At 63.6% G+C, this 24,995-nt stretch carries 31 protein-coding genes and 1 other RNA gene; 19 read left to right on the forward strand and 13 right to left on the reverse strand.

Going from position 1 to position 24,995, the window contains the following annotated elements:
* The coding region (locus LB556_RS19790; protein WP_224569426.1) for a chloride channel protein at positions 1-828 on the forward strand (828 nt) is incomplete at its 5' end.
* Here LB556_RS19790 and LB556_RS19795 read toward each other — a convergent pair.
* From LB556_RS19795 to LB556_RS19810, 4 genes are all read right to left on the reverse strand, one after another.
* A complete protein-coding gene (locus tag LB556_RS19795) occupies positions 825-1,052 on the reverse strand; it encodes a ribbon-helix-helix domain-containing protein (protein WP_224569427.1) in 228 nt (75 codons plus the stop codon). The genes LB556_RS19790 and LB556_RS19795 overlap by 4 nt on opposite strands.
* Positions 1,049-1,246: a DUF4169 family protein gene (locus tag LB556_RS19800; protein ID WP_224569428.1), complete on the reverse strand. Its 198-nt coding sequence runs from the start codon at positions 1,244-1,246 to the stop codon at positions 1,049-1,051. Before LB556_RS19800 ends, LB556_RS19795 begins: the two co-directional genes overlap by 4 nt.
* A 16-nt stretch (positions 1,247-1,262) precedes the next feature.
* Positions 1,263-1,799: an SspB family protein gene (locus LB556_RS19805; RefSeq protein WP_224569429.1), complete on the reverse strand. Its 537-nt coding sequence runs from the start codon at positions 1,797-1,799 to the stop codon at positions 1,263-1,265.
* Between the two features lie 146 nt (positions 1,800-1,945).
* A complete protein-coding gene (locus tag LB556_RS19810; protein WP_224569430.1) occupies positions 1,946-2,635 on the reverse strand; it encodes a TetR/AcrR family transcriptional regulator in 690 nt (229 codons plus the stop codon).
* Positions 2,636-2,820: 185 nt separating this feature from the next.
* Here LB556_RS19810 and LB556_RS19815 point away from each other — a divergent pair, with 185 nt between their 5' ends.
* Positions 2,821-4,026, forward strand: coding sequence for a multidrug effflux MFS transporter (locus LB556_RS19815; protein ID WP_224569431.1), 1,206 nt, complete (start codon positions 2,821-2,823; stop codon positions 4,024-4,026).
* A gap of 162 nt (positions 4,027-4,188) precedes the next feature.
* Here the strand turns inward: LB556_RS19815 and LB556_RS19820 are convergent, their stop codons facing one another.
* From LB556_RS19820 to ssrA, 3 genes are all read right to left on the reverse strand, one after another.
* The gene (locus LB556_RS19820; RefSeq protein WP_224569432.1) at positions 4,189-4,626 is read right to left on the reverse strand and encodes a VOC family protein; all 438 of its coding nucleotides are present in this window, start codon (positions 4,624-4,626) and stop codon (positions 4,189-4,191) included.
* Between the two features lie 81 nt (positions 4,627-4,707).
* Entirely contained in the window at positions 4,708-5,283 is a 576-nt protein-coding gene (locus LB556_RS19825; protein WP_224569433.1) for an AAA family ATPase, read from the reverse strand.
* Positions 5,284-5,393: 110 nt separating this feature from the next.
* Positions 5,394-5,754: a transfer-messenger RNA gene (gene ssrA / locus LB556_RS19830) on the reverse strand.
* A 168-nt stretch (positions 5,755-5,922) separates the two neighbouring features.
* On the opposite strand from ssrA, the gene LB556_RS19835 reads away from it, so the two are divergent.
* Positions 5,923-6,234: a DUF2853 family protein gene (locus LB556_RS19835; protein WP_149902293.1), complete on the forward strand. Its 312-nt coding sequence runs from the start codon at positions 5,923-5,925 to the stop codon at positions 6,232-6,234.
* Positions 6,235-6,397: 163 nt separating this feature from the next.
* A complete protein-coding gene (locus LB556_RS19840) occupies positions 6,398-7,192 on the forward strand; it encodes a thymidylate synthase (protein ID WP_224569635.1) in 795 nt (264 codons plus the stop codon).
* Between the two features lie 9 nt (positions 7,193-7,201).
* On the opposite strand, the gene LB556_RS19845 is transcribed toward LB556_RS19840, so the two are convergent.
* Positions 7,202-7,351, reverse strand: a complete 150-nt coding sequence (locus LB556_RS19845; RefSeq protein ID WP_224569434.1) for a hypothetical protein — start codon at positions 7,349-7,351, stop codon at positions 7,202-7,204.
* A 105-nt stretch (positions 7,352-7,456) separates the two neighbouring features.
* Between LB556_RS19845 and modA the strand changes: the two genes are divergently transcribed.
* The 4 genes from modA to LB556_RS19865 all read left to right on the forward strand — a co-directional run bounded on the left by modA (position 7,457) and on the right by LB556_RS19865 (position 10,506).
* Complete coding sequence (gene modA, locus LB556_RS19850; RefSeq protein ID WP_224569435.1) at positions 7,457-8,251, forward strand: molybdate ABC transporter substrate-binding protein; 795 nt, start codon at positions 7,457-7,459, stop codon at positions 8,249-8,251.
* 25 nt (positions 8,252-8,276) lie between these two features.
* The gene (gene modB, locus LB556_RS19855; RefSeq protein WP_224569436.1) at positions 8,277-8,981 is read left to right on the forward strand and encodes a molybdate ABC transporter permease subunit; all 705 of its coding nucleotides are present in this window, start codon (positions 8,277-8,279) and stop codon (positions 8,979-8,981) included.
* Positions 8,978-10,090: a molybdenum ABC transporter ATP-binding protein gene (gene modC / locus LB556_RS19860; protein ID WP_224569437.1), complete on the forward strand. Its 1,113-nt coding sequence runs from the start codon at positions 8,978-8,980 to the stop codon at positions 10,088-10,090. The genes modB and modC overlap by 4 nt, the downstream gene beginning before the upstream one ends.
* Positions 10,091-10,164: 74 nt before the next feature.
* Positions 10,165-10,506, forward strand: a complete 342-nt coding sequence (locus LB556_RS19865) for a winged helix-turn-helix domain-containing protein (protein ID WP_140701847.1) — start codon at positions 10,165-10,167, stop codon at positions 10,504-10,506.
* A 32-nt stretch (positions 10,507-10,538) separates the two neighbouring features.
* Here LB556_RS19865 and cobF read toward each other — a convergent pair whose 3' ends face one another.
* Positions 10,539-11,306 carry a precorrin-6A synthase (deacetylating) gene (gene cobF, locus LB556_RS19870; RefSeq protein ID WP_224569438.1) on the reverse strand — a complete coding sequence of 256 codons (768 nt, stop codon included), beginning with the start codon at positions 11,304-11,306 and terminating at the stop codon, positions 10,539-10,541.
* 124 nt (positions 11,307-11,430) lie between these two features.
* On the opposite strand from cobF, the gene LB556_RS19875 reads away from it, so the two are divergent.
* The 6 genes from LB556_RS19875 (at position 11,431) to LB556_RS19900 (ending at position 17,065) form a co-directional block, all read left to right on the forward strand.
* Positions 11,431-12,444 carry a DUF4424 domain-containing protein gene (locus LB556_RS19875; protein ID WP_224569439.1) on the forward strand — a complete coding sequence of 338 codons (1,014 nt, stop codon included), beginning with the start codon at positions 11,431-11,433 and terminating at the stop codon, positions 12,442-12,444.
* A complete protein-coding gene (locus tag LB556_RS19880) occupies positions 12,444-13,016 on the forward strand; it encodes a dihydrofolate reductase (protein WP_224569440.1) in 573 nt (190 codons plus the stop codon). Before LB556_RS19875 ends, LB556_RS19880 begins: the two co-directional genes overlap by 1 nt.
* A 111-nt stretch (positions 13,017-13,127) precedes the next feature.
* Entirely contained in the window at positions 13,128-14,243 is a 1,116-nt protein-coding gene (gene hflK, locus LB556_RS19885; RefSeq protein WP_224569441.1) for an FtsH protease activity modulator HflK, read from the forward strand.
* Positions 14,243-15,208, forward strand: a complete 966-nt coding sequence (gene hflC, locus LB556_RS19890) for a protease modulator HflC (RefSeq protein ID WP_224569442.1) — start codon at positions 14,243-14,245, stop codon at positions 15,206-15,208. Before hflK ends, hflC begins: the two co-directional genes overlap by 1 nt.
* A 6-nt stretch (positions 15,209-15,214) precedes the next feature.
* Entirely contained in the window at positions 15,215-15,403 is a 189-nt protein-coding gene (locus tag LB556_RS19895) for a DUF2065 domain-containing protein (RefSeq protein ID WP_013894746.1), read from the forward strand.
* Between the two features lie 144 nt (positions 15,404-15,547).
* Positions 15,548-17,065 (forward strand): DegQ family serine endoprotease, encoded by a 1,518-nt coding sequence (locus LB556_RS19900; RefSeq protein WP_224569443.1) that lies wholly within the window; start codon positions 15,548-15,550, stop codon positions 17,063-17,065.
* A gap of 46 nt (positions 17,066-17,111) precedes the next feature.
* On the opposite strand, the gene LB556_RS19905 is transcribed toward LB556_RS19900, so the two are convergent.
* Both LB556_RS19905 and serB read right to left on the reverse strand, forming a co-directional pair.
* Positions 17,112-17,684, reverse strand: coding sequence for a GNAT family N-acetyltransferase (locus LB556_RS19905; RefSeq protein ID WP_224569444.1), 573 nt, complete (start codon positions 17,682-17,684; stop codon positions 17,112-17,114).
* On the reverse strand, positions 17,681-18,568 hold the full coding sequence (gene serB, locus LB556_RS19910) for a phosphoserine phosphatase SerB (RefSeq protein WP_224569445.1): 888 nt from the start codon (positions 18,566-18,568) through the stop codon (positions 17,681-17,683). The genes LB556_RS19905 and serB overlap by 4 nt, the downstream gene beginning before the upstream one ends.
* Between serB and miaA the strand changes: the two genes are divergently transcribed.
* Positions 18,558-19,523: a tRNA (adenosine(37)-N6)-dimethylallyltransferase MiaA gene (gene miaA / locus LB556_RS19915; RefSeq protein WP_224569446.1), complete on the forward strand. Its 966-nt coding sequence runs from the start codon at positions 18,558-18,560 to the stop codon at positions 19,521-19,523. The two genes, serB and miaA, sit on opposite strands and share 11 nt — an antisense overlap.
* Positions 19,524-19,627: 104 nt before the next feature.
* A complete protein-coding gene (locus LB556_RS19920; RefSeq protein ID WP_224569447.1) occupies positions 19,628-20,422 on the forward strand; it encodes a GGDEF domain-containing protein in 795 nt (264 codons plus the stop codon).
* 216 nt (positions 20,423-20,638) lie between these two features.
* Here the strand turns inward: LB556_RS19920 and LB556_RS19925 are convergent, their stop codons facing one another.
* Positions 20,639-22,471, reverse strand: coding sequence for an ATP-binding protein (locus tag LB556_RS19925; RefSeq protein WP_224569636.1), 1,833 nt, complete (start codon positions 22,469-22,471; stop codon positions 20,639-20,641).
* 155 nt (positions 22,472-22,626) lie between these two features.
* Here LB556_RS19925 and LB556_RS19930 point away from each other — a divergent pair, with 155 nt between their 5' ends.
* The 3 genes from LB556_RS19930 to LB556_RS19940 are packed head-to-tail and all read left to right on the forward strand — an operon-like array spanning position 22,627 to position 24,093.
* The gene (locus LB556_RS19930; protein WP_224569448.1) at positions 22,627-23,190 is read left to right on the forward strand and encodes a helix-turn-helix domain-containing protein; all 564 of its coding nucleotides are present in this window, start codon (positions 22,627-22,629) and stop codon (positions 23,188-23,190) included.
* A 4-nt stretch (positions 23,191-23,194) separates the two neighbouring features.
* Positions 23,195-23,503: a hypothetical protein gene (locus LB556_RS19935; protein WP_224569449.1), complete on the forward strand. Its 309-nt coding sequence runs from the start codon at positions 23,195-23,197 to the stop codon at positions 23,501-23,503.
* Positions 23,504-23,562: 59 nt separating this feature from the next.
* Positions 23,563-24,093: a GNAT family N-acetyltransferase gene (locus LB556_RS19940; protein WP_224569450.1), complete on the forward strand. Its 531-nt coding sequence runs from the start codon at positions 23,563-23,565 to the stop codon at positions 24,091-24,093.
* Between the two features lie 4 nt (positions 24,094-24,097).
* Here LB556_RS19940 and LB556_RS19945 read toward each other — a convergent pair whose 3' ends face one another.
* Positions 24,098-24,985 (reverse strand): LysR substrate-binding domain-containing protein, encoded by an 888-nt coding sequence (locus LB556_RS19945; protein WP_224569451.1) that lies wholly within the window; start codon positions 24,983-24,985, stop codon positions 24,098-24,100.
* Positions 24,986-24,995 lie beyond the last annotated feature (10 nt).

The following is a 24,995-nucleotide window of genomic DNA, read 5'->3' on the forward strand; positions in this document are numbered from 1 at the left end:
GCCATCATCTGGTCGGTGGCGCTCGGTTCGGGAACATCCGGAGGCGTGCTGGCGCCGCTGTTGATCATGGGTGGCGCAATGGGCGCGGTGCTCGCCGGGATCCTGCCGCCGGCGGACCCGGGATTCTGGGCGCTGCTGGCCATGGCCGCCACCATGGGCGGCACGATGCGGGCGCCCCTGACAGCCACTTTCTTCGCCGTCGAACTGACCGGCAACACGCATGTGCTGGTGCCGCTGATCGCGGCCTGCGCGGCGGCGCACGCAGTCACCGTGCTGTCGATGAAGCGTTCGATCCTCACCGAGAAGATCGCCAGGCGGGGACATCATCTGGTTCGCGAATATCGTGTCGATCCCTTCGCGCTGACCAGGGTGCGCGAGGTGATGACCTCGCAGGTCGAGAGCGTGCCGGCGACCATGACGCTGCATGGCGCGGCCGCGTTCCTGACCGCGCCGGAAACCCGGCATCCGAGTTTTCCTGTCGTCGACAAAAGCAGGCAGGTGCTCGGCCTTATCGATCCGCCGGCGATCCTGCGCTGGCGCCGTGCCGGCAAGCACCGGACGACAACGCTCGGGGAGTTGCTGGCCGGAAGCAAGGTGACGCTGGCCTATCCCGACGAATATCTGGAAGGCCTGTCGGACAAATTGTTGACCGCCAATGTGTCGCATCTGCCGGTGGTTAACCGCGAAAACCTGCAACTGGTCGGCTATGTCGGCTGGAAGGATCTGATGCGCGTGCGCTCACGCAAGCAAGCCGAGGAGCGGGAGCGCTCGATCTTGCTTGGATTCGGTACCAGACGCAAGAAAGAGGAAGGCACGATTTCTTCTTAAGTGTTGCCGGCGCCGCGTTTCGCCCACGCCAGGACATGCAACCTGAGCGCTGAGGACAGGTTGGTGTCGCGGGGCCGCGTCTCGTCGATTTCGGCGACAAGGGCGGCGAGCGTCAGCTTTCTAATCGCCGCCATCGCGACGAGATCGTCATGGAAAGGCTTTTCGAGGGAATAGCTGGTGCGATGGCCGCGAATGGTCACGGAGCGTTTTTCGACGACGCTCATTGGTCGTCAGCTTGGCTCGGCTTTTCGCGGTGATGGTCCGCAACGAACCTTTCGCTTTTGTCGGCGATCAGGCGGTCGCGGTTCTTTTCGGCCCTGGTGCGGCCGTGCAGGGCGCGATTCTGGCTGGCCGCTTGTTCCTTGCCGGCCCGCGCCTTCTGCTTGCGGAACTGGCGAAGGTTGACGATGTCGGCCATGGTCGGAACCGTGAGGCTATTTCTTGCGGAAGGCGTCGAGCGAAACCACTTCGGCACCCTTGGTGCCGGAATCGGTATCTGCGTCATTCTTCTCCGCTTCGGCGGCGGCCTTCTTCTCGGCCTTCGGCTTCTTCTCGGAGACGATGGCCAGCGGCTCGGGTGCCGGCGCCGCCAGTTCCTCGTCGGGCTGCGCATCGGTCTTGACGTCGAATTCGAGTTCGAAATTGACCGAGGGATCATAGAAGCCGCGCACGGCCGAGAATGGAATCTCGAGCTTCTCCGGCACGTCGGAGAAGGAGAGCCCAACCTCGAAGCCGGTGTCGGTCACCTTCAGATCCCAATACTGGAACTGGATGACGATGGTCATCTGCTCCGGATAGCGCTCGCGCAGGCGCGACGACACGCGCACGCCGGGCGCGCCGGTCAGGAAGGTGATGAAGAAATGATGGTTGCCGGGGAGGCCGGTGCGTGCGACCTCGGCCAGGACCTTGCGCATGACGCCGCGCAACGCCTCCTGGGCCAAAATGTCGTAGCGGATGTGGTCGTCGGCCATGAGTTGGTCGGGTTCCGTTGAATCGTCCGCATAGCTGTAATCAAGCTTGAGCGCGCCGTAAACCAGGATATAGATCGCCGCAGCGCCGAAGCGAGGATATCGCCAACGATTTGATCGGCGAAGCGGCTTGGCGGCAACCGCAAATGTTATGCGTTAGCCAGCGCAGTTTGCTTTTTCGCGCTGGCCGCGGAAGGGCGCTTGCCGAAAGCGCGCAGGAAGGTGCGCACGCCATTGGTAGCCGATTGCACCACTTCATCTTCTCGCGGCGTGCCGCCAAGCATGAAGGTGGTCTGCAGTTCGGCGTTGACGAGGCCAAGGAACTGGCGCGCCGCGACGTCGGGATCGTCGATCACGAGGTGGCCGCCATAGGCGAGGCGGGCGAAGCGCGCGGCGATCGCCGGCCATGTCCTGCCAGGTCCCTGTTCGCGCCACTCGGCAAAGAGTTCGGGATAGCGCTCGCCCTCGGTCTGGATCAGCTTGCGCAGGAATTTTCCGTCGCGGTTGCAGATGCAGTTCTGGTTCAGGCGAACGGCAAAACCGATCAGGTCGGCCTCCAGATCCCCGGGCTGATCGGGGAAGGTGGCGATGGTGGCGAAGATGCCGGTGTTGCAGCGCTCGGTCAGGTCGCGCACGACGGCGATGAACAGCTTTTCCTTGTCGCCATGATGATTGTAGACGGTCTGGCGCGACACGCCTGCCTCGGCGGCGATCAGGTCGATATTGGCGCCGGCGAAACCCTCTCGGCAGAAAACGCCGGCGGCGGCGTCGACGATCGACAGGCGCTTTGCCTCGTGGCCGCGTGGCGGGAAAATGTCAGGAGAAACGCCCGGTCTCATGAAAATGTATATAGCGGCGATTGACGATTTGGACAAGGCTGTCTAAATTTGTGGACACGATATGAGGGGTTTCACTCCCGCGAGACGAATAATTCGCTCAAGGAGTCGGGAACCCCACGGGATGGAACGTCCTAGGGTCAGACGTCGCCTGGCGGCGGCAACCAGATTCGAAAGAAGCCAATATCATGAGTCCTAAATTCCTCCGCATCGCGGTCGTGCTCGGCCTGTTGTCCGCCATAGGACCGTTCGCGATCGACATGTATCTGCCCGCGCTGCCGTCGATCGGCACCGATCTGCATGCCGGTACCGCCGCCGTGCAGATGAGCCTTTTGATCTTCTTCCTGTCGATGGGCTTCGGCCAGATCGTGGTCGGGCCGATCTCCGACATGGTCGGCCGCAAGCTGCCTCTCTATGGCGGCCTGGCCCTGTTCATGGCCGGCGGCATCGGTTCGGCAATGGCGCCGACCATCGAGTGGCTGATCGCCTTCCGCTTCCTGCAGGGGCTCGGCGCCAGCGCCGGCATGGCCATCCCGCGCGCCATCGTGCGCGATCTGCACACCGGCAATGAGGCCGCCAAGCTGATGTCGCTGCTGATGCTGGTGTTTTCGGTTTCGCCGATCCTGGCGCCGTTGACCGGCAGCCAGATCATCGAGAATTTCGGCTGGCGCGCCGTGTTCTGGACGGTGACCGGCGCGGCGGTGCTCGCCACCATCCTGCTCGCGACCTCGCTCAAGGAGACGCGGCCGCCGGAAGAACGTGTCGGTTCCTCCTTCGGCACCGCACTTGCAGGCTACCGGTTCCTGATGGGGGACCGTAATTTCCTCGGCCTGGTGGCGATCGCCGGTTTCGGCATCGCCAGCTTCTTCGTCTATCTGTCGAGTTCGTCCTTCATCCTGATCGACCATTACGGATTGTCGCCTTCGGTCTACAGCGTTTTCTTCTCGATCAACGCGGTTGCCTTCATCGGCATGTCGCAATTGACCGGCCTGCTTTCCGAACGGTTCGGGCTGAAGCGCGTGGTGTGGGTGGCGGTGACCGGTTATGCCACGACGATGGTCGTGCTGTTCGCCATCATGGCGACGGGCGTCGACCGGCTCGACGTGATGGCGGCCCTGCTGTTCGTCGGCTACGGCTTCCTTGGCCTGGTGATCCCGACCACGTCGGTGCTGGCCATGGAAGAGCATGGCGAGATCGCTGGCACGGCGTCGGCGCTGATGGGCACGCTGCACTTTGCCATCGGCGCACTCGCCATGGGCATTGCCGGTGTGTTCTTCGACGGCACGCCACTGCCGATGGTCGCCGGCATCACGCTCTGCGCGGTGATATCGTTCGCACTGGCCAAGATCACGCTTGGCCGTTCGCGGGAAGCGATCGAAGCGCCGGCGGAATAAGCAAATCATCACAAGCCGCGAAAGGCCGGGGGCGATCCCGGCCTTTTTTTATGTCGGAGGCAACACGGGCGACGCAGCTTGCGTCAATTTAACCCAGCGTAAAGCCTTCTATCCCACCTGCAATGTGTGTCTTTGCGCCCGGCCCGGCTTCAGATGGCGTCCTCAGCTGAGTTCCTGGGCCAGTCCGATGAGAAGCCCTTCAGGCCCACGTATGTAGCAGAGCCGATACACGTCCTTGTACTCGACCACTTCGCCGACGAGCTGCGCGCCACGCACGCGTAGCCTTTCAAGTGTGTCGTCGATGTCGTCCACGGTGAACATGACGCGGAGGTAGCCCAGGGCGTTGACCGGAGCGTTCCGGTGATCCGCGACCACAGGCGGCGCGAGGAAGCGGGAGAGCTCCAACCGGCTGTGGCCGTCCGGTGTGCGCATCATGGCGATCTCGACATGCTGATCGCCCAGTCCCGTGACACGTCCGGCCCATTCTCCCTCTACCGTGGCCCGTCCTTCGAGCTCGAGGCCAAGTTCGCTGAAGAAATCAATCGCTTCTGTGAGGTCTTCAACGACGATTCCCACATTGTCCATCCGCTTGAGCGCCATGTCTCCAACCTCCAAGATGTCGTTTCAATCCACAGGCAGTCGCCCGGTTCCAACATGAAAGGCCGGACAGGTCCAGCCTCTTTATGTCCGCGATGTCAGCGATGTCAGCGGCAATCCAGCAGCGTCGAGGAGAAAGCGCACGCGCTTCTCGACTGACGCGAGCGGCAAGGTCACCAATGTGTAGCCGAGCTCGGCATAGGCACCGGCCACTGATTGGCAAGTGCGCTCGGCCTCGTCGAGCGTTTGCTTGCGTTCTTCGTCCTGTGTGAAGATTTCCGGCCATGGCGGCGCGATGAAAACGCGACGCGCATAGCGGAATTCCGTTGCGGCGTCCATGAAGTGGCTCGGTACCGGCAGGCCGCAGAGCCTGAGATAGCCGATCGTGTCCGGCATGCCGCGATCGAAGAAGACCGGCCCGGCCATTTCGTGGGCCGCACGGTACGAGCGCATCTCCCACGACAGCATCAGTTCGGCGAATAATGCGCGGTCGCTCCAGGGCAGCGCGGTTCCACCAACGGCGGATTGGTCGCGTATAATGCCGCGCCCGGCCTCGACGGATGTGGCAAAGCCCGCCTGCCGCAAGGCTTCGATCAGGGTTGTCTTGCCGGAGCCGGGGCCGCCGGTCAGTACGAAGAATCGATCGGAATCGTTTTGCATTTTTGTCCGTGGAGAAAGCGGCACGCGACGCAGAGGCTCCGCGGCTTATGGGCCGTGCGGAGTGTTGACGGCGGGAGCCGTTGTGCGTGAAGCGAATTGAAGGGGGGAGAAGTGGAGGTTTCTGTTGCCAGGTACCTCCGAACCCCGCCTAGAAGTGCGAACCTCTAGGGCTTGATTTGAAGCTATCGCACTGCATTAAGCAGCGAGACGTGCTTCCGCATAGTTGTCGTTGGCAACTATAAGTTTAGCCCGATGACGGTGGTACAATGCCGGGCAAAAGTACGATCTTTACACCTTCGTCGATCCTATTTCGCCCCCAGCAAAAACCGCTCTGTCATCTACAGCGGCTTTTGGTGGAGGCGCCGGGTACCGCCCCCGGGTCCGAACGGCTTATTTCATCGCCCATTTATCGCCATAGTCGGTCAAGCCGACAAAACGAATATAGGGGGCGTTTGGCGGAAATGAAAGGCCGCAATGGTGGTTTGTCCCTGTGTCAAATCGCGACGCCAAGGGTTGACTTGGCCGCGGTCTCAACCGAAGCTTTGCGGGCGGTGAGGAGTTACCGACCTAGCGCACAAGTTGCGATGCGCGCCACAGCCCTCATCGATCGGATCCGTGGCGCCGACGAGGGGAATTTCGATGGCCGACTATCTTGCGGATGTGAAGAAATATGACGCGGCAGCAAACGCCGATGCGGTCGAAAAGATCGTCAAGCATCTGGGCATTGCGCTGAGGAACCGCGACTCCTCGTTGGTGTCCTGCACGGACCCGAAGGAATTGGCGCGGGTCAAGGAGAGCTGGGTGGCCAAGAAACTCGGTGTCAGCGACGGCGCGAAGGCCGACGCGGCGATCGAGAAGACCTGCAAGGCGATGCACGCCGACAACACCAAGAACCGGGTGACCTTCTACTATCTGGTGGCCAAGGATCTGGGCAAGCTCGGCTCCCTTTGAGGACCGTTATGGTTCTACCCTGGCGGCCGCCAGCGTTGCGCTTGCGGCTCGCCAGAGCGATTCCGCGATGGTCTTCCGTTCGGATGGCGACGATTTAAGACAGGCGTGGCGCTGGCGCGCACATGCGGTATGATCGGTGACATCTCGAATCGAGCCGGAACCGATGCGCCAGTATCTCGACCTCTTGCAGCATGTGCTGGAAAACGGCGCCGATCGCGGTGATCGCACCGGCACCGGCACCCGCTCCGTCTTCGGCTATCAGATGCGTTTCGATCTGGCGCAGGGCTTTCCGGTCACCACCACCAAGAAGCTGCACCTCAAGTCGATCATCCATGAACTCCTGTGGTTCCTGGCCGGCGACACCAACATCAAATACCTGACCGAGCACGACGTTTCGATCTGGGACGAATGGGCCGACGAGAATGGCGACCTCGGCCCGGTCTATGGCCGGCAGTGGCGGTCCTGGCCGGATGGCCATGGCGGGTCGATCGACCAGATTGCGAATCTTCTCAAGGAGATCCGCCGCAATCCTCAATCGCGGCGGCTGATCGTTTCGGCCTGGAATCCCGCCGAGGTGGAAGCCATGGCGCTGCCGCCCTGTCACTGCCTGTTCCAGTTCTACGTTTCCGAGGGCCGGCTTTCGTGCCAGCTCTACCAGCGCTCGGCCGACATCTTCCTCGGCGTGCCCTTCAACATCGCTTCCTATGCACTGCTGACGCTGATGGTGGCGCAGGTAACCGGACTGAGGCCGGGCGATTTCGTCCACACGCTCGGCGATGCGCATCTCTACTCGAATCATTTCGAGCAGGCGCGCGAACAGTTGCAGCGCACGCCGAGGGCGCTGCCGACGATGTGGATCAATCCGCAGGTGAAGGACCTGTTTGCCTTCCGCTTCGAGGATTTCCGGCTGGAAAACTACGTCGCCGATGCCTCGATCAAGGCGCCTATAGCGGTCTGAGCCGGCTTTTCAGTCGATGCCGACCATCACGTCCGAGGTCTTGACCACGGCATAGGCGTGCTTTTCCTTTTCGAGCTTGAGGTCGGCAACGGCTTCATTCGAGGCGGTGGCAATGCCGCCGCCGCCCTGCTCGTCTTGCCACAACAATCGGAGCCGCACAGACGTTTTCACAAGGGGCCAGGCCTTCCCTTGTTATATCCATGCGGATATATCGGTCTGCAGGCTTCGAGCCGATCGGATTTTCGAACTCAGGGAGAGTTTTCGATGACGCATAAAGGTTTCGGGTTGAGGACGATCGCCATTGGCGGTTTTGCGGCGGCGGTTTTGGCGGCAATGCCGGCAGCGCATGCGGAAGACAAGGTCATGGTGTTCGCGGCGGCAAGCCTCAAGGACGCGCTCGACGCGGTGAACAAGGCTTGCGAGGCCGATGTCGGCGAGGCCGCGACCGTCTCCTATGCCGCGAGTTCGGCACTGGCCAAGCAGATCGAGGGCGGGGCACCGGCCGATATTTTCATCTCGGCCGATCTCGACTGGATGAAATATCTCTCGGACAGGAAGCTGACCAAGCCCGACACGGAAGTGAAGTTGCTCGGCAACGAGATCGTGCTGGTAGCGCCGAAGGATTCGACGGTTGAAGCCAGGATCGAGAAGGGCTTCGACCTCGCCAGGCTGGTCGGCGACGGCAAGCTCGCCATGGGCGATGTCAAGGCAGTGCCGGCCGGCAAGTATGGCAAGGCGGCACTGGAATCGCTCGGCGTCTGGCCCTCGGTCGAGGGCAAGGTGGCGCAGGCCGAGAACGTGCGTGCGGCGCTCAAGCTGGTTTCGACAGGCGAAGCGGCCCTCGGTATCGTCTATGCCACCGACGCGCACGCCGAAAAGGGCGTCAAGGTGGTCGGCACCTTCCCGGAGGATTCGCATCCGCCGATCATCTATCCGGTTGCCCAGATCGCCGATTCGAAGGACAAGGATACGCTGGCCTTCCTGAAGTGCCTGCAATCCGCCAAGGCCGGCGCGCTCTTCAAGGAACAGGGCTTTACCGTGCTCACGCCGAGCAACTGAGTTCGAAAGGCCTCGATATCGCACTATGACCTGGCTGCTGGACCTCACTCCCGACGAATGGAATGCGGTCCGGCTGTCCATCAAGGTGGCGACGGTTGCGATGCTCGCCAGCCTGCCGCCGGGCATAGCGATCGCGCTGCTGCTTGCCCGGGGGAAATTCTGGGGCAAGACACTGCTCAACGGGGTGGTGCATCTGCCGCTGGTCCTGCCGCCCGTGGTGACCGGTTATCTCTTGCTCTTGACTTTCGGCAAGCGCGGCCCGGCCGGCGCCTTCCTAGCCGAGCATTTCGGCATCGTCTTTTCGTTCCGCTGGACGGGTGCTGCCCTTGCCTGCGGCGTCATGGGCTTTCCTCTGATGGTGCGGGCGATCCGGCTGTCCATCGAAGCGGTGGACCGCAAGATGGAGGCGGCGGCGGGCACGCTCGGCGCTAACCCTCTCTGGGTGTTCGGCACCATCACGCTGCCGCTGATCCTGCCCGGTTTGATCGCCGGCGCCATCCTGTCCTTCGCCAAGGCGATGGGCGAGTTCGGCGCGACGATCACTTTTGTCTCCAACATCCCAAACGAGACGCAGACGCTGCCGTCGGCGATCTACACCTTTACCCAGGTCCCGGGCGGCGATGAAGGGGCGCTGCGGCTGACGCTGATTTCCATCGTCATCTCCATGGCGGCCCTGGTCGCCTCGGAAGTGCTGGCGCGGCGGGTCGGGCGGCGGATGGACATCGAATGACGTTTCTCATCGACATCGGTCACAGGGTCGGCGATTTTGCCATCGACGCCCGCTTCGAGAGCGCCGGGCGGCTGACGGCGCTGTTCGGGCCGTCCGGTTCCGGCAAGACGACGCTGATCAACATGATCGCGGGGCTGATCCGGCCGGACAAGGGGCGCATCGAGGTCGACGGCCGCGTGCTGGTCGACACCGGCGCCGGCATTTTCGTGCCAAGGCACAAGCGCCGCATCGGCATGGTGTTCCAGGATGCGCGCCTGTTTCCGCATATGAGCGTGACGAGCAATCTGCGCTACGGCCGTTGGTTCACACCGGCGGCCGAGCGCTACGCGGACATGGATGCCGTCGTCGAACTGCTGGGCATCGGGCCGCTGCTGAACAGGCGCCCGGCAAAGCTTTCCGGTGGCGAAAAGCAGCGCGTGGCGATCGGGCGGGCGCTGCTTGCAAGCCCGAGGCTGCTGCTCATGGACGAGCCGCTGGCCTCGCTCGACGAAGCGCGCAAGGCCGAGGTCCTGCCCTATATCGAGCGGCTGCGCGACGAAACGAAGATCCCGATCGTCTATGTCAGCCATTCGGTCGCCGAGGTGGCGCGGCTGGCCAGCGATGTCGTGATGCTGGCGCAGGGCAAAGTCACCGCCAGCGGCCCGACCGAGGCCGTCATTCAAAGGCTCGACCTGTTGCCGGCGGAAGAGCGAGGCGAGGGTGGGGCGGTGCTGGACACCAAGGTGCTGCGTCACGACGAGGTTTTCGGCATGACCGTGCTCGGCTCGGCCGCCGGCGAGATCCGTGTGCCGCGCCTTGCAATGAAGCCCGGGGCGCCTGTGCGTACCCGCATCCGCGCTCGCGACGTGATGATCGCCACGGAGCACCCGACGGGCCTCAGCGCGCTCAACATCCTGCCCGGCACGATCGTCGCGATCAGCCCGGGCGATGGGCCGACGGTCGAGGTCGGCATCGACTGCAATGGCGCTATGGTGCTCGCCCGCATCACCGAACAGTCGCGGCAGGTGCTGAAGCTGCGGCTTGGCGGCAAGGTTTTCGCGGTGGTCAAGACCGTGAGCTTCGACCGGGCGAACACCGGCGCCGGCCTGCCGCTCGAGGTCGATGGCTGACAGGTCCGGCGACAGGCGCTATATTGTTTTGGAATAACGGTCGCCGAGGCTGAAGCGATCGCGGAGGAGCAAAAATGCCGTCGCTGAGCTTGCGGATAAATCTCGATCCGGACGGACGGATAGGCCCTGGCAAGATCGAGCTTCTGGAGCACATCGCCACCTTTGGCTCGATCTCGGCCGCCGCGCGCGGCATGGAGATGTCCTACAAGCATGCCTGGGACCTGGTCGAGGACATGAACCGGGTGTTCGGCAAACCGCTGGTTGCGGCCCAGACCGGAGGCCGCAAGGGCGGTGGTGCACAGTTGACGACGGTCGGCCTGGCGGTGGTCAGCCGCTTTCGCGCCATCGAGCGGGCGGCGTCCGCCGCGGCGGCGACACACATGGATGCGTTGCAGGCCGAGATTGAAGCGGGGTAGTCAGTGGTCAGTAGTGAATGAAGCTGGCTTCACTAGTCACTCTCCTGCTTCCGTAGCAGATATGTATCCATGATCCAGCCCTTGTTGCGGCGGGCGTTCTCGCGGACCTTTTCGATCTCGGCGCCGACATCGCCGAGGCGGCCGGAAATGATGATCTCGTCCGGTGTCCCGAGATAGGCACCCCACTGGATGAAAAGGTGCTGGTCGGCCAGCGTGTTGAAGGCGCACTTGCCGTCGAGCATGACAACGGCGCTGCCGGCATTGTCGGGCATGCCCTCCTCGGTCAGGCGGCGGCCGGTGGTGATGAGCACGGGATCGCCGATGCGGTTCAGCGCCGTCTTGTGGCTGGCGGCCAGTGCCTGGATGGCGGATATGCCGGGGATGACTTCCAGTTCGAAGGCGACATTGCCCCTGAGGCGCACGCGCTCGAGGATGCGCAACGCGCTGTCATAGAGCGATGGGTCACCCCAGATCAGGAAGGCTCCGCACCCATCACCGGCGATCTCGTCGCGGATCAGTCCCTCGTAGATTGCGGCGATGGCTTCGTGCCAGTCGTCGACGGTCGAACGATAGGAAGATGTCGGTTCCGCCCGCACCGGCACGTCGAACTCGACCCGGCGTGAGGTCGGGTTGGAGACGAAGCGGTCGCAGATGCCGCGCCGCAGGTCGGCAAGATCGGTCTTGTCGGCGCCCTTGTCGGGAATAAACAGGACATCCGCCCGGTTCAGGCCTGATATGGCCTGGACCGTCATGTGGTCGGGATTGCCGGCGCCGATGCCGATGACGAGAAGCTTGCGCATGGCGCGAACTCCTGCCCGATTGGAACCTGATAGTCCAGACCGCCGTGCCACGGATGCGGAAGGGCTTTGAAACCCCGCATTGAAACGGCTAGGGTCCCGCGGGCATTCTCGCCGAGGGGCTTTCATGCTACGATATGTCATGACCACCGTGCTGGCCTTGTCGGCGGCGCCTGCATTGGCCAACGATTCAGTTGCCGAGCTTGGCACCGGCGGCCTGATCCTATCGCGCAGCGATGCCGTGGCGATGCAAAGCGAGGACCTCTTCATCTCGCCGGAAACGGTAACGGTCGACTACGTTTTCCACAACAACACCGACAAGGATGTCGAGGCGATCGTTGCTTTCCCGATGCCCGACATTTCGGGCGATCCCGAAGAGATGCCGGCGATTCCGGAAAACCAGAGCGACAACTTCCTCGGCTTCGAGGTGACGATCGACGGCGCGCCGGCAACGCCGCAACTCGAGCAGAAGGTGTTCGCGCTCGGCATCGACATCAGCGCCGACCTCAAGGCGCAGGATGTGCCCTTCAATCCGTTCGGCGATGCAGCCAAGGCGGCGCTCGGGAAGCTGCCGCAAGCGGTGGCTGACGACTGGGTCAACCGCGGCATCATCATCGAGGATCCGGAAGCCGACAGTGGCCAGAAGCTCGGCTATGCGCCGTTCTGGCAGTTGCACTCGACCTATTGGTGGCGTTCGACCTTTCCGGCGAACAGGGACGTTCATGTCTCGCACCGTTACAAGCCAAGCGTCGGCGGTACGTCCTCGGTCAGTTTCTTCTATGACGGCAAGTTCCAGGGGCAGTACGCGGCTTACAAGACCCGCTACTGCATGGACGACACGTTTGAAAACGCGGTGCGCAAGGCGGCCAAGGACAATGCGGACGGCTACCCCCGGTATTATGAGAGCCGCATCGCCTATATCCTGACGACCGGCGGCAACTGGGCGGCGGGTAGTATCGGTAAGTTCAAGCTGACCGTCGACAAGGGCAATCCGAAAGCGCTGGTTTCGTTCTGCGGCGATAACGTCCAGAAGGTCGGGCCGACGACTTTCGAGATGACGGCGGACGATTTCTATCCCGAGCACGATATCGATATCCTGATCCTCGAGCCTTCGGACAGCAATGGCGGGGATGCCAACTGATGCATGTCGCGATCTACGTTGCCATCGCCGAGAACGGCGTGATCGGCCGGGACGGTGGATTGCCCTGGCGGCTCTCCACCGATCTCAAGCGTTTCAAGGCCGATACGATGGGCAAGCCCATCATCATGGGCCGCAAGACCTATGAAGGTATAGGCAGGCCATTGCCCGGGAGATTGAACATCGTCGTCACGCGCGACAAGGCTTGGCGCGCCGATGGCGTCGAGGTGGCGCATACGCTGGAAGCCGCGATTCAGTTGGCGACAGTGCGCGGACGCTGCATGGCCGGCGTCGACGAGGTCTGCATCATTGGCGGCGGCGAGATCTATGCCCAGGCGCTGCCGCTCGCCGACCGGTTGCACGTCACCCATGTGCTTGCCGCCGTTGACGGCGACGCGCATTTTCCGCCGATCGACCCGAAATCGTGGCACGTGGTCAGTTCGCGGGAGGTTCCGTCAGGAGAAAAGGACAGCCATGCGACGCGCTATACGGTTTACGAGCGCCACCGCGAGACAGTTGAAGATAAAACGGCATTCAAGGACGACAAAGGGTCGCTACAGGCCCAAAACGGTTGAAGTCGGCGGCGCATCGCGTTGAAAGCGTGCCGTGGCGTCCCTATAGAAGAACGACACTGGATTTGCGCCGTAACCGCGGCGCTTGAGGGAATTCCAAGCGAAAGGACATTCATGCCCTGGAACGACAAAGGTGGCGGAGGCGGCGGCCCGTGGGGTGGCGGCGGTAACAATCAGGGACCCTGGGGGCAGGGACCAAAGGGACCGAGCGGCCCCCAGGGGTCGCCTCCCGATCTCGAAGACATCATTCGCCGTGGCCAGGATCGGCTGAGGCGCGCGCTGCCTGGCGGCGGTGGCGCCAGTCCCGCGGTGTTCGGGCTGATCGCGGCGGTTCTGGTCGTCCTGTGGGCCTTCCAGGCGGTCTACACCGTGCAGCCCGACGAAGTCGCGGTCGAACTGCGCTTCGGCAAGCCGAAGGCCGAGCTTTCCCAGCCAGGCCTGCACTTCCACTGGTGGCCGCTCGAGACTGTCGAGACGGCCAAGATTTCAGAGCAGCTCGTCGATATTGGCGGCGGCAACACCAGCGGCAACGGGCTGATGCTTTCGGGCGACCAGAACATCGTCAACGTCCAGTTCTCGGTGGCCTATCAGGTCTCCGATCCCCGCGCCTATCTGTTCGACGTCTCGGATCCCGATGGCATGCTGCGGCAGGTTGCCGAGAGCGCCATGCGTGAAGCCGTCGGCCGCCGGCCGGCGCAGGACATTTTCCGCGACGACCGCCAGGGCATTGCGGCCTCGGTGCGCGAGATCATCCAGACGACGCTGGACGGCTACAAGGCCGGCCTGCAGGTCAATGCCGTCTCCATCGAGGATGCAGCGCCGCCACGCGAGGTTGCGGACGCGTTCGACGAGGTGCAGCGCGCCGAGCAGGACGAGGACAAGTTCGTCGAGCAGGCCAACCAGTATTCCAACCAGAAGCTCGGCCAGGCGCGCGGCGAGGCGGCCCAGGTCCGCGAAGACGCGGCGGCGTACAAAAATCGTGTGGCGCAGGAAGCCGAGGGTGAAGCCCAGCGCTTCATCTCCGTCTACGACGAATATGTCAAAGCCCCCGATGTCACGCGCAAACGCCTTTATCTGGAAACCATGGAGAAGGTTCTGAAGGACTCGAACAAGGTCATCGTCGAGCAGGGCAACGGACAGGGTGTCGTGCCCTATCTGCCGCTGCCCGCATTGCAACCGAAACCGCCGGCACCGGCAGCGCCCGCTGCGAAAACGGGAGGTACCCAGTGATGGCCAACCGTCTTCCCATCTTCGTCGTGGTAGCGGCGGTCATCCTATTCCTGATCTATTCCTCGGTCTTCGTGGTCAATGCCCGCCAGCAGGCGCTGGTGCTGCGCTTCGGCGAGATCGTTGACGTCAAGAGCGAGCCGGGCATCTACTTCAAGGCACCGTTCTCGTTCTTCGACGCCGACACGGTGCAGTTGATCGAGAACAGGGTGCTGCGCTTCGACCTTGACAACATTCGCGTCCAGGTATCGGGCGGCAAGTTCTATGAGGTGGACGCCTTCATCGCCTACCGCATCTCGGATCCGCGCGTCTTCCGTGCGGCGGTGTCGGGTCAGATCGAACTGGCCGAAGCCCGGCTCAGGACCCGTCTCGACGCTGCCCTGCGCCGCGTCTACGGCCTGCGGGATTTCGAGGCCGCGCTCTCCGAGGAGCGTGCCGTGATGATGCGCGAAGTTCGCGACCAGCTCAGGCCCGACGCAACGTCGCTCGGGCTGCAGATCGAGGACGTCCGTATCCGCCGCACCGATCTGACGGCCGAAGTCTCACAGCAGACCTACGACCGCATGAAAGCGGAACGCCTTGCGGAGGCCGCGCGGCTGAGGGCACGCGGCAACGAAGCGGCACAGCGCATCACGGCACGCGCCGATCGTGAAGTGGTCGAGATCGTTGCCGAAGCGCGGAAGGAATCCGAGATTCTGCGCGGCGAGGGCGAAGCCCAGCGCAGCGCCACCTTCGCGGCGGCCTATCAGCGTGATCCGGCTTTCTTCGATTTCTACCGGTCGATGAACGCCTATGGCACCGCGCTGGACAACACCGGAACGACGATGGTGCTGTCGCCGAGCTCGGAGTTCTTCCGGTTCTTCCGCGATCCTAACAGCAAGGAAGGGCAGGCGAAGCCGGCGTCGCCGGCACCCGCGCCGGCTGCGACACCCGCCGCGCCGACGACACAACCCAGCACCGGCCAGTAACTGCCGGTGCAGGACTTCTTCGCGGCGATAGGCCTGGTCCTCGTCATAGAGGGCCTGGTCTATGGCGGCTTCCCCGGATTTGCGAGGAAGCTCGCGGGCGAGGTGCTGTCGATGCCGGAGAATGCTCTGCGGATTGGCGGGCTTGTCGCCATCGCCATCGGTGTCGGCATCGTCTGGCTGGTCCGGGGCGGGTAGGTTGGGCGGTTTGGGGAATAACGCTCGATTTACACTCTGCCGATAGCCATAGCCGCAAACGTGCCGTATTTCTTGCCATCATGGCGCGACACGGCGTTTTCGTCGAAGCGCTTTTCTCTTTCAGAAATACCGGGAGGCTTCTCGATGACATCCAACACCCTTTTGCGGGCCGCTCGACGGATTTTGGTCGCCGGCGCCGCGGCGCTCGTGCTGGGCACAGCCGCAGTTCCGTCCTTCGTGACGCCGACATTCGCCGCCGACGGACCTGCCTCGGTCGCCGACCTGGCTGCAGGCGTGCTCGGCGCGGTGGTCAACATCTCGACCTCGCAGACGGTGAAGGGCACGGAAGGGCCGGGCGCCGTGCCGATGCCGCAGCTGCCCGAAGGCTCTCCGTTCCAGGACTTCTTCGACGATTTCTTCAAGAACCGCGGTGGTGACAAGGGCGGTGGGTCACAGAAGGTGCAGTCGCTGGGATCCGGTTTCGTCATCGACGCCGAGCAAGGCATCGTCGTCACCAACAACCACGTGATCGCCGATGCCGACGATATCGAGGTCAATTTCTCCGATGGCGTGACCTTGAAGGCGACGCTGGTCGGCACCGACACCAAGACCGACGTCGCGGTGCTGAAGGTCGACCCGAAAGGCCACAAGCTGACGGCGGTGAAATTCGGCGATTCCACCAAGATGCGCGTCGGCGACTGGGTGATGGCGGTCGGCAATCCGTTCGGCCTCGGCGGCACGGTTACGGTCGGCATCGTCTCGGCGCGCAACCGCGACATCAACTCCGGCCCCTATGACGACTTCATCCAGACCGATGCGGCGATCAACCGCGGCAATTCTGGCGGACCGCTGTTCAACAGCGCCGGCGAGGTCATCGGCATGAACACCGCGATCATTTCACCGTCGGGCGGCTCGATCGGCATCGGCTTCTCCATTCCCTCGCAGCTCGCCTCGGGCGTTGTCGACCAGTTGCGCCAGTATGGCGAGACGCGGCGCGGCTGGCTCGGCGTGCGTATCCAGCCGGTGACGGACGACATCGCGGAAAGCCTCGGCATGGCGACCGCCAAGGGCGCCCTGGTCGCCGGCATCATCAAGGGTGGGCCTGTCGACAACGGCACCATCCAGGCGGGCGACGTCATCGTCAAGTTCGACGGCAAGGACATCCATGAAATGCGCGACCTGCCGCGCGTCGTCGCCGAAAGCCCGGTGGGCAAGGCCGTCGACGTGCTGATCGTGCGCAAGGGTGTCGAGCAGACGGTGAAGGTGACGCTCGGCCGGCTCGAGGATGGCGAGAAGCTCGCCAGCGGCGAGAATGGCAACACCGACCAGGACAAGGGCGGCGACAAGGCTCCGGCCGTCTCGACCGCCTCGGTGCTCGGCATGACGGTCGGCGAACTCAACGACGAGACGCGCAAGAAGTTCAGCATCGCGGCCGATGTCTCCGGCGTCGTCATCACCGACGTGGCCAAGGATTCGGCCGCCGCCGAACGTGGCATCCAGCCGGGCGAGGTAATCACCGAAATCGCGCAGGAATCGGTCGCCACACCCAAGGACGTCATGGACCGGATCGGCGCGCTGAAGGAGCAGGGGCGCAAGAACGCGCTGCTGATGCTGGCGTCGAAGACCGGCGAACTCAGGTTCGTGACGATCCGGATGGATTGACGTCTGGCAAGGCCTGAAAGCACCTGATGTTTATGGAAAAGGGCGGTTAGAGAGCCGCCCTTTTTCTCGCCTGCCAGTCTTGGCGAGCGAGCCGGTAGAACACATGCCGCTTGAGTGTGGGATGGCTGTCCGGAATCTCGGGATGATCGAAGTCGCTGGCCGGGTCGGCGTTCATGCCGAGGCGTTTCATGACGGCGGTGGAGCGATGATTGTCGGCTACGGCGAAGGAGACGATCTCGTTGACGCCCAGCGTCTCGAAGCCGTAGGCGAGCCAGGCCTCCGCCGCCTCGGTGACATAGCCCTTGCCCCAGTATTCCGGTGCCAGCCGCCAGCCGATCTCGATCGTGCCGGCCGGCAGGGAGGGCACGTGGTCGGTTTCGAGGAGGCCGACAAAGCCGATGCACTCGCCGGTGGCCGCGATCTCGGCGGCGGCAAAACCATAGCCGTCCTCGGCGATCCAGGATCGGAACTCATCCATCTTGACGTCGGCGGCCGCGCGGTCGCGACGAAACGGGAAGAACTCCATCACGCGTTCATCGGAATTGATGCGATGGAACAAATCGCGGTCGCGATCCTCCCAATTGCGCAGGATCAGCCGTTCGGTACGGATCGGTTTCATTGGATGAATTCTTCCTGCCGGTAGCCCTGCAGATAGAGCAATGCGGTAAGATCGCCATGGTCAATGCGAACCTTGGCTTGTGCCGCCACGGTCGGTTTGGCGTGCAGCGCGACACCGGTTCCGGCCAGGCGGATCATGTCGAGATCGTTGGCGCCATCGCCGACGGCGATGGCGTCGGCTGGCGTCAGGCCAAGCCGCGCCGAGATTTCGAGCAGCGCATCGGCCTTGGCGGCGCGGCCGAGGATCGGCTCGCCGACCAGCCCGGTGAAGCGTCCGTCCTGGTCGAGCAGGCGGTTGGCGCGGTTCTCCTCAAAGCCGAGCATCGCAGCGATGCGCGTGGTGAACACCTCGAAGCCGCCCGAGACGAGCGCTGTCCAGGCGCCATTGGCGCGCATGGTCTGGACCAGGGCGCGGCCGCCCGAGGCCAGCGTCAGCCGATTGGCGACGATATGGTCGACCACGGCGGCATCGAGGCCCTTCAGCAGCGCGACGCGCTCGCGGAGCGCCGGCTCGAAGGCGATCTCGCCGTTCATCGAGCGCGCGGTGATGGTCGCGACTCGATCCTTGACGCCAATCTCGTCGGCCAGTTCATCGATGCATTCCTGGTCGATCATGGTCGAATCCATGTCGGCGAGAAGAATTTTCTTGCGGCGTGTTTCGGCCTGCTGGACGATCACGTCGACGGGTTCGGCGCCCAATGCGGCCCGCAGGACTGAGGTGATATCGGCGGCGTCAGCCTGCTGCGGCAAGGCAAGATCACAGGCAATCCCCTCGGCCAGCCAGACGACACCGCTTGCGCCTGTCGACCGTGAGGCCATATTCGCAAGAGACGGCGACAGAGCGCGGTTGGCGGGACTGGAAACAAGCGTGGCAATGAGCGGCATCGAAAATTCCGGCACGGGTGCGGGCGAAGGCCGCGTGAAGAATGCGATCCTGATAGCCGGGCCGACCGCCAGCGGCAAGTCGGCGCTGGCGGTCGAACTGGCCGAACGCACGGGCGGCGTCATCGTCAACACCGATTCCATGCAGGGCTATTCGGTTCTCGACGTTCTGACGGCCCGGCCGGAGGCGGCCGATCTCGCACGAGCGCCGCATTTTCTCTATGGGCACGTCCATCCCGGCACCGCCTACTCGACCGGCGCCTGGCTGCGCGACGTGATGAAGCTCATCGATGACGGGGCGCTCTCGCGGCGGCCAATCTTCGTCGGCGGCACCGGCCTCTATTTTCGCGCCTTGGCCGAGGGCATTTCGGAAATGCCCGATATTCCGCAGTCGATCCGCGATCGCTGGCGCTATGAGTTGAAGGAGCACGGGGCGGTCAAATTGCATGGCACGCTGCTGCGCGAAGATTCGAAAGTCGCCATGCAGCTGAACCCGACCGACAGCCAGCGCATCGTGCGGGCGCTCGAGGTGCTGGACGCGTCCGGCCGCTCGATCTTGGAATGGCAGGCCGAGCGCGGCCGCCCGCTGATCGACAGGCAAAGCGCGCATTTCCTGGTCATCGAGCCGGACCGCGCGGCGCTGGTCGGCCGCATCGAAAGGCGTTTCGACCGGATGCTGGACAAGGGCGCGCTGCAGGAAGTCAAGCAGCTTGCGGCCCTTCGTCTCGATCCGGACCTGCCGGCAATGAAGGCGATCGGGGTTCGCGAGCTGCAGGCCGCAATGGCAGGGCTATCGAGCTTTCCCGAGGCGATCGAACGCGCCAAGATCGCAACCAGGCAATATGCCAAGCGGCAGGCGACCTGGTTTCGACATCAGCTGGGGCCGGAATGGCGGAGATTGCGCCCCGATGACGATCTCGGAACCACGATCCAAACACTTGTTGCTAATGCAACTTAAAAAGTTGACCTTGACGGCAAGGTTCTCGCCGAAGTTGCCGCAATTAACGCTCCGTAAGGCGGTGAGTGCCATAAGGTCCTTGGGTATCTTTCATCGGGGAGCAGATGCGTTTCCACAAGGCGGAATCCGCTTTTTTCGTCTTTATCTTCGTGATCCTGGCGGCTGGCCTGGTGACGCTGCACGCCTATGGACAGCTGCAATCCTTCGCCACCGAACTCCATACGCAATCGGGCATGGACAAGGTGATCTACCTCAACAAGCTGTTGTTCGCGACGGGCGTGCTGCTTGCCACCGCGCTGTTTTTCGGCATCTTCTTCATCTATCCGCTGATCCGCAAACAGGCGACGGAAGAAGGCAAGCTGCGCGCCATGACGGTTTCGCTCAGCGCCCGCTCCGAAACGCTCGAGCACGCCGCCCTGACCGACGGTCTGACCGGCATGCAGAACCGGCGCTATTTCGACGACGCGCTCAAGGAATATCTCGCGGAGTTCCGGCGCATCGAGAAGCCGGTCGGGCTGATGATCCTCGATCTCGACCATTTCAAGCAGGTCAACGACACGCATGGCCACGATGTCGGCGACGAGGTGCTCAAGGCCGTCGCCCGCTGCCTCAAGGATATGACCCGCTATCACGACGTGGTGGCACGCCTGGGCGGTGAGGAGTTCGCCGTGGTCACGCCCAACATGGAAGCGGACCTTCTGGCCAGATTCGCCGAGCGCATCCGCAAGGCGATCGCCAACATGTCGATCCTCTCCGGCAACAATGTCCGGCTCAAGATCACGGCCAGCGTCGGCCTCGCCGTCTGGGATCGCAAGGAAACCGCGGAAGAGTTCTACCGCCGCGCCGACCGCCAGCTCTACCAAGCCAAAAGGCAAGGCCGCAACCGCGTCTGTGCCTGAGATCCCATCACCGAATTCGTGAGGCCGGCAGCCTGCTGCCGTTTTCCGCGCTTCCAGTGCTCACGGGCTGAATGTCCACTCCGCTCCGGGTCTCGAGGTCGACGCCGATCGACGCGGCCTGACGAATTTCCTGACGGGATTTACCCAAGCTGGCCAATGAAGGCGAGTGTCGGCATGGGCGACTTCTCAGGGCTTCGCGAGGCGTGGCGCCCAGCCTCAATCGTTCTGGGGACGCAGGCCGAAGGTGGCGGGCTTGAGGCCGTAGCGCGTGTCGAAATCTTCGTCCGCCTGGACACGCGCCGCCGCCGGCGGCTTGCGGTAGTCGGGATCGCCGGCCTGCCGGCCGGAATCGACCGCCTCCGCGAAAGCCATCGCCTGGCTCTGTGGTTTCGGCACGTTGCGCAGCCGCTCGACGATTGCAACAAGATCGACCTCGCCGGGTCTCGACGCCGCTTCTTCCTCACGCTTGGCCGTGCCGGGCAGCAGATGAGCTGGCAGTCTTTCGAATTTCAGCCGCATGGTGGTCGCTACGCCTTCGCCGAAGGCGATCGCTTCGCGCTGGCCCATGGAGGACAGGAACGCGAGCGTTGAGGCGGACGAGTCGGCGATCGCCGAGCGGATGATCGCCTGGTCCTGCTCGTTGGCGAGCCGCATGGCGAAGAAGGTCGAGCATTGCGACAGGATGGTCGGGTCCAACTCACCGGGGCGCTGGGTGACGACGCCGAGATAGCAGCCATATTTGCGGCCTTCCTTGGCGATACGCGACAGGGCGTGCCGGGTCGGCGCGAAACCGAGACGCGCATCGGCCGGCATGTAGCGGTGTGCTTCCTCGCATAAAAACAGCAGCTGCAGCTTGCCTTCACTCCACAGAGCAAGGTCGAAGGCCAGGCGCGCCAGCACCGAACAGACGGAATTGACCACTTCCGAGGGCATGCCGGCCATCTCGAAGCAGGTCACCGGGCGGCCATGGTGCGGCACGCGGAAGATGTTGCCTATCGTCTCGTGGATGGTGTCCTCGATCAGGCGCGAATTGAACATGAAGCGGTAGCGCGGATCGGCGGCCGCGGATTCGATGCGTGTCTTCAGCGATTTGAGCGTCGGGCGATCGTTCTTGCTTTCGAGCATGCCCATGCGCTCGTCGATCTGCTTGAGCAGGTCGGCGATGCGGTAAGGCACCGGCGTGTCGGCGGTCAGCGCGTCGCTGCCGCGCCTGAGGTAAGCGCCCGAGGCCGGGTTGCGGTAGAGGTTTTTCGCCAACGGAATAAGGTCGCGCAAGGCATCGATCTCTTCCGGCTCGGTTTCGCGTCCGCGAAACAGGACCTCGGCGAATTCCTCCAGCTTGAACATCCAGAACGGCAGGTCGAGTGTCTTGGAATCGACCTTGACGCAATATTCAGGCAGCGAGGCCGCGAACTCATTGTGTGGATCGAGGATCAGGATACGCAGGTCGGGCCGCGCCGCGATCGACTTGCGCAGCAGCAACGACACGGCGGTCGACTTGCCGACGCCGGTGGTGCCGACAATGGCGAAATGGCGCGCCAGCGTATCGTCGATGGCGATGTGGGCGTCGATGGCCTCGTCCTGCGCCAGCGAGCCGATGGTGATGGAATGGCGGCCTGCCAGGTCATAGACTGCCTGCAGGTCGCGGCTGCGGATGCGATGCGCGACGGCGCCAATATGCGGATAGGCGGTGATGCCGCGGTCGAAGATCGGCTTGGCACCTGGTTCGGCGCCGTCACGGACTTCGCCTATCAGCTCGATGCTGACCTCGATGGCGTTCTGGCCCTCGTTGCTCCAGGCGCGATCCGACTTGCCGATCGCATAGACCAGGCCAACGGTGCGCGTCACGCCCAGATTGATGGAGATCATCTTGCCCACCGTCCACAGGCCGGTGACCGCGCCGTCGACATCGTCGGCATAAGCGCTGATGGTGGCACGCGCGCCGTCGCATTGCACGACATTGCCCAGAATGCGCCGGTCGTTCTGCTCGGCGTTGCGTCGCTCCTGCGATGTCGGTTCTCCCATGGAAGCTTCGCGCTCGACATACATGGACAGGCCAATCCCCATTTCCCTGGAACTCGCACCCTACAGGGCGCGGGGTTAAGGTCGGATGATGTCGGATGGTGTAGAGAGGATTAAGAACCCGATGAAACTTGTCATGAGGAGGCTCTTCACTCGTCACATTTTTTCGTTATAATGGACGAATGGATGATATAGCGAACGATATTTCGTCGACCATCGGCAGGCGGATTCACGCCGAGAGGATCATGCGGGACTGGTCGCTGGCCGAACTCGCCGAACGGTCCGGTGTTTCCAAGGCGATGCTGAGCACGATCGAGCGCGGCTTGACCAGCCCGACCGCCGCACTTCTGGTGGGCATCGCGGCGGCCTTCGGCATGACGCTGTCGACCCTCATCGCACGCGCGGAATTGCAAGGCGGCGGGCTGCTGCGCGCGGCCGGCCAGCCGGTGTGGCGCGACCCCGATACAGGCTATGTGAGGCGGCATTTGTCCCCGGCCTGCGACATGCCGCTCGAACTGATCAAGGTGCATCTGCCTGCGGGTGCGAAGGTCAGCCTGCCCGCGGCTTCCTACGCCTTCATCAAGCAGCAGATCTGGCTGATCTCGGGAAAACTCGAGTTCACCGAGGGCGATCAGGTACACAGGCTCGAGCCCGGCGACTGCCTGGCGCTCGGGGCGCCGACGGATTGCACCTTTCATGCGTTGGAGCCGGGCGCCGACTATCTCGTCGCCCTGGTCAGGGGCTGACGTCATGGCAGGACGGCCAAGGCGCTCCCACAATGGCGGGCCGCCTCTCGACGAGTACAAGGGACCGCCATGGGGCAAGGGCGATCCTTACATCTTCCTGGCCTGGCAGGCGGCGCACGCCAAGGCGTGGGAGGCGCCGAGCCGCGAGGTCATGCTGATGCGCATGGACAAGGCTGAGCGGCTGGGCCTGACCTATGAGGAATACACGCTCGAAATTCTCGAGCGCGGACGGCATCTCCGGGAAGAAGACACCGAACGCATCGGCGCCATCAAGGCCGCCCGCAAGCGGCGGCGTGCGCGCCATCTCGGCTGACGCGGGCGCTATCGGCCCATAACCGTTTCCGGGGAACCAAATATGCCAGAGGACCAACCATGACTGCCATGGAAATCGGGCCGTTGACCGCCAGCAAGGAAACACTGGCACGACTGACCGACCTGCTGGTCGAGACGGTTGCCGCCGGCGGATCGGTCAGCTTCATGCATCCGCTGGCGGCGCAAGCGGCAAGCGCATTCTGGGAGACGTCGCTGGCCGCGGCGGCACGGGGGGAAAGAGTGGTGCTTGGAGCTTGGGACGGCAGGGCTCTTGTCGGCACCGTCACGCTGCTGCTCGACTGCCCGCCCAACCAGCCGCACCGGGCCGAGATCGCCAAGCTGATGACGTCTGTCGAGCAGCGAGGGAAGGGTGTCGGGACAGGCCTGATGCGGGCCGCCGAGCGCCTCGCGGTGGAGCAAGGACGCACGCTGCTGGTCCTGGACACGGCGACGGAGGAGGGCGCTTCGGGACTTTATGAGAAGCTCGGCTTCACCCTGGCCGGCGAGGTGCCGGATTATGCGCTGAAGCCGCATGGCGGACTGACGGGCACGCTGATCTACTGGAAGCGCATCGGCACAGCGTCGCGGTAGCCGGTCAGGTCATGGCCTTCCCGGCGAGGCGCGTTAGCAGCCAGTCGCGGAAATCCTGCTCGGGACGGGTCAGGTGCGCGCTCGAAGGCCTGGTCAGGAAATGACCCGAGGTGCTGGAGAGTTCGAAATCGGAAAGTGGGATCAGGGCGCCGCTCTTGAGTGCGCCATCGACAAGCGGCCGAGATCCCAAAAGCACGCCGGCGCCGGCGCTCGCTGCCGCCATCGCGGCGACGAAACTGTCGAAGCGGTGCGACCGCTGGGGATGGCCGGCCAATCCGGCCGCCGCGAACCATTCCGCCCACATCTCGCGCGCGCCGGCCACGAGAAGCAGCGGCAGGGATGTCCAATCGGCGGCACTGGCCAGGGCGGGGCTTGCCACCGGCACGAGCCGCTCGGCGGTCAGTCTCTCGGCCTCGCGTCCAGGAAAGGATCCGTTGCCGAACCGGATGTCGAGCGCCGAGCCCGGCAGATCGTAGTCGGTCGGGCGATGGATCGTCACCAGATCGAGCTGGATGCGCGGCAGTGCCTCGACGAGGTCGGGCAGCGCCGGGACCAGCGCCAGCAAGGCAAACGAGATCGGCACCCGGATCGAGACGGTGCGGACGGCGCGGGGTTCGAACAATTGCGTGGTGCTGCTGGAGATGGTGGCGAAGGCCGACTGGATGTGCGGCAGGTAGGCGGCACCTTCCGGCGACAGCGCGACCCCACGCGCCAGCCGCAAGAACAGCCGCGTCTTCAGCCGTTCCTCGAGCAGCCGGATATGCTGGCTGACGGCCGCCTGGGTCAGGCCGAGTTCGGCAGCCGCCGCGGTGAAATTCGACAGCCGTGCCGCAGCCTCGAAACTGCGCAGCCAGTCGAGTGGAGGCAAGGCGGGGACGAGACGTCGAGCCATTAGTTAATCG

This window comes from Mesorhizobium sp. ES1-4, from assembly GCF_020164745.1.
GTDB lineage: Bacteria > Pseudomonadota > Alphaproteobacteria > Rhizobiales > Rhizobiaceae > Mesorhizobium.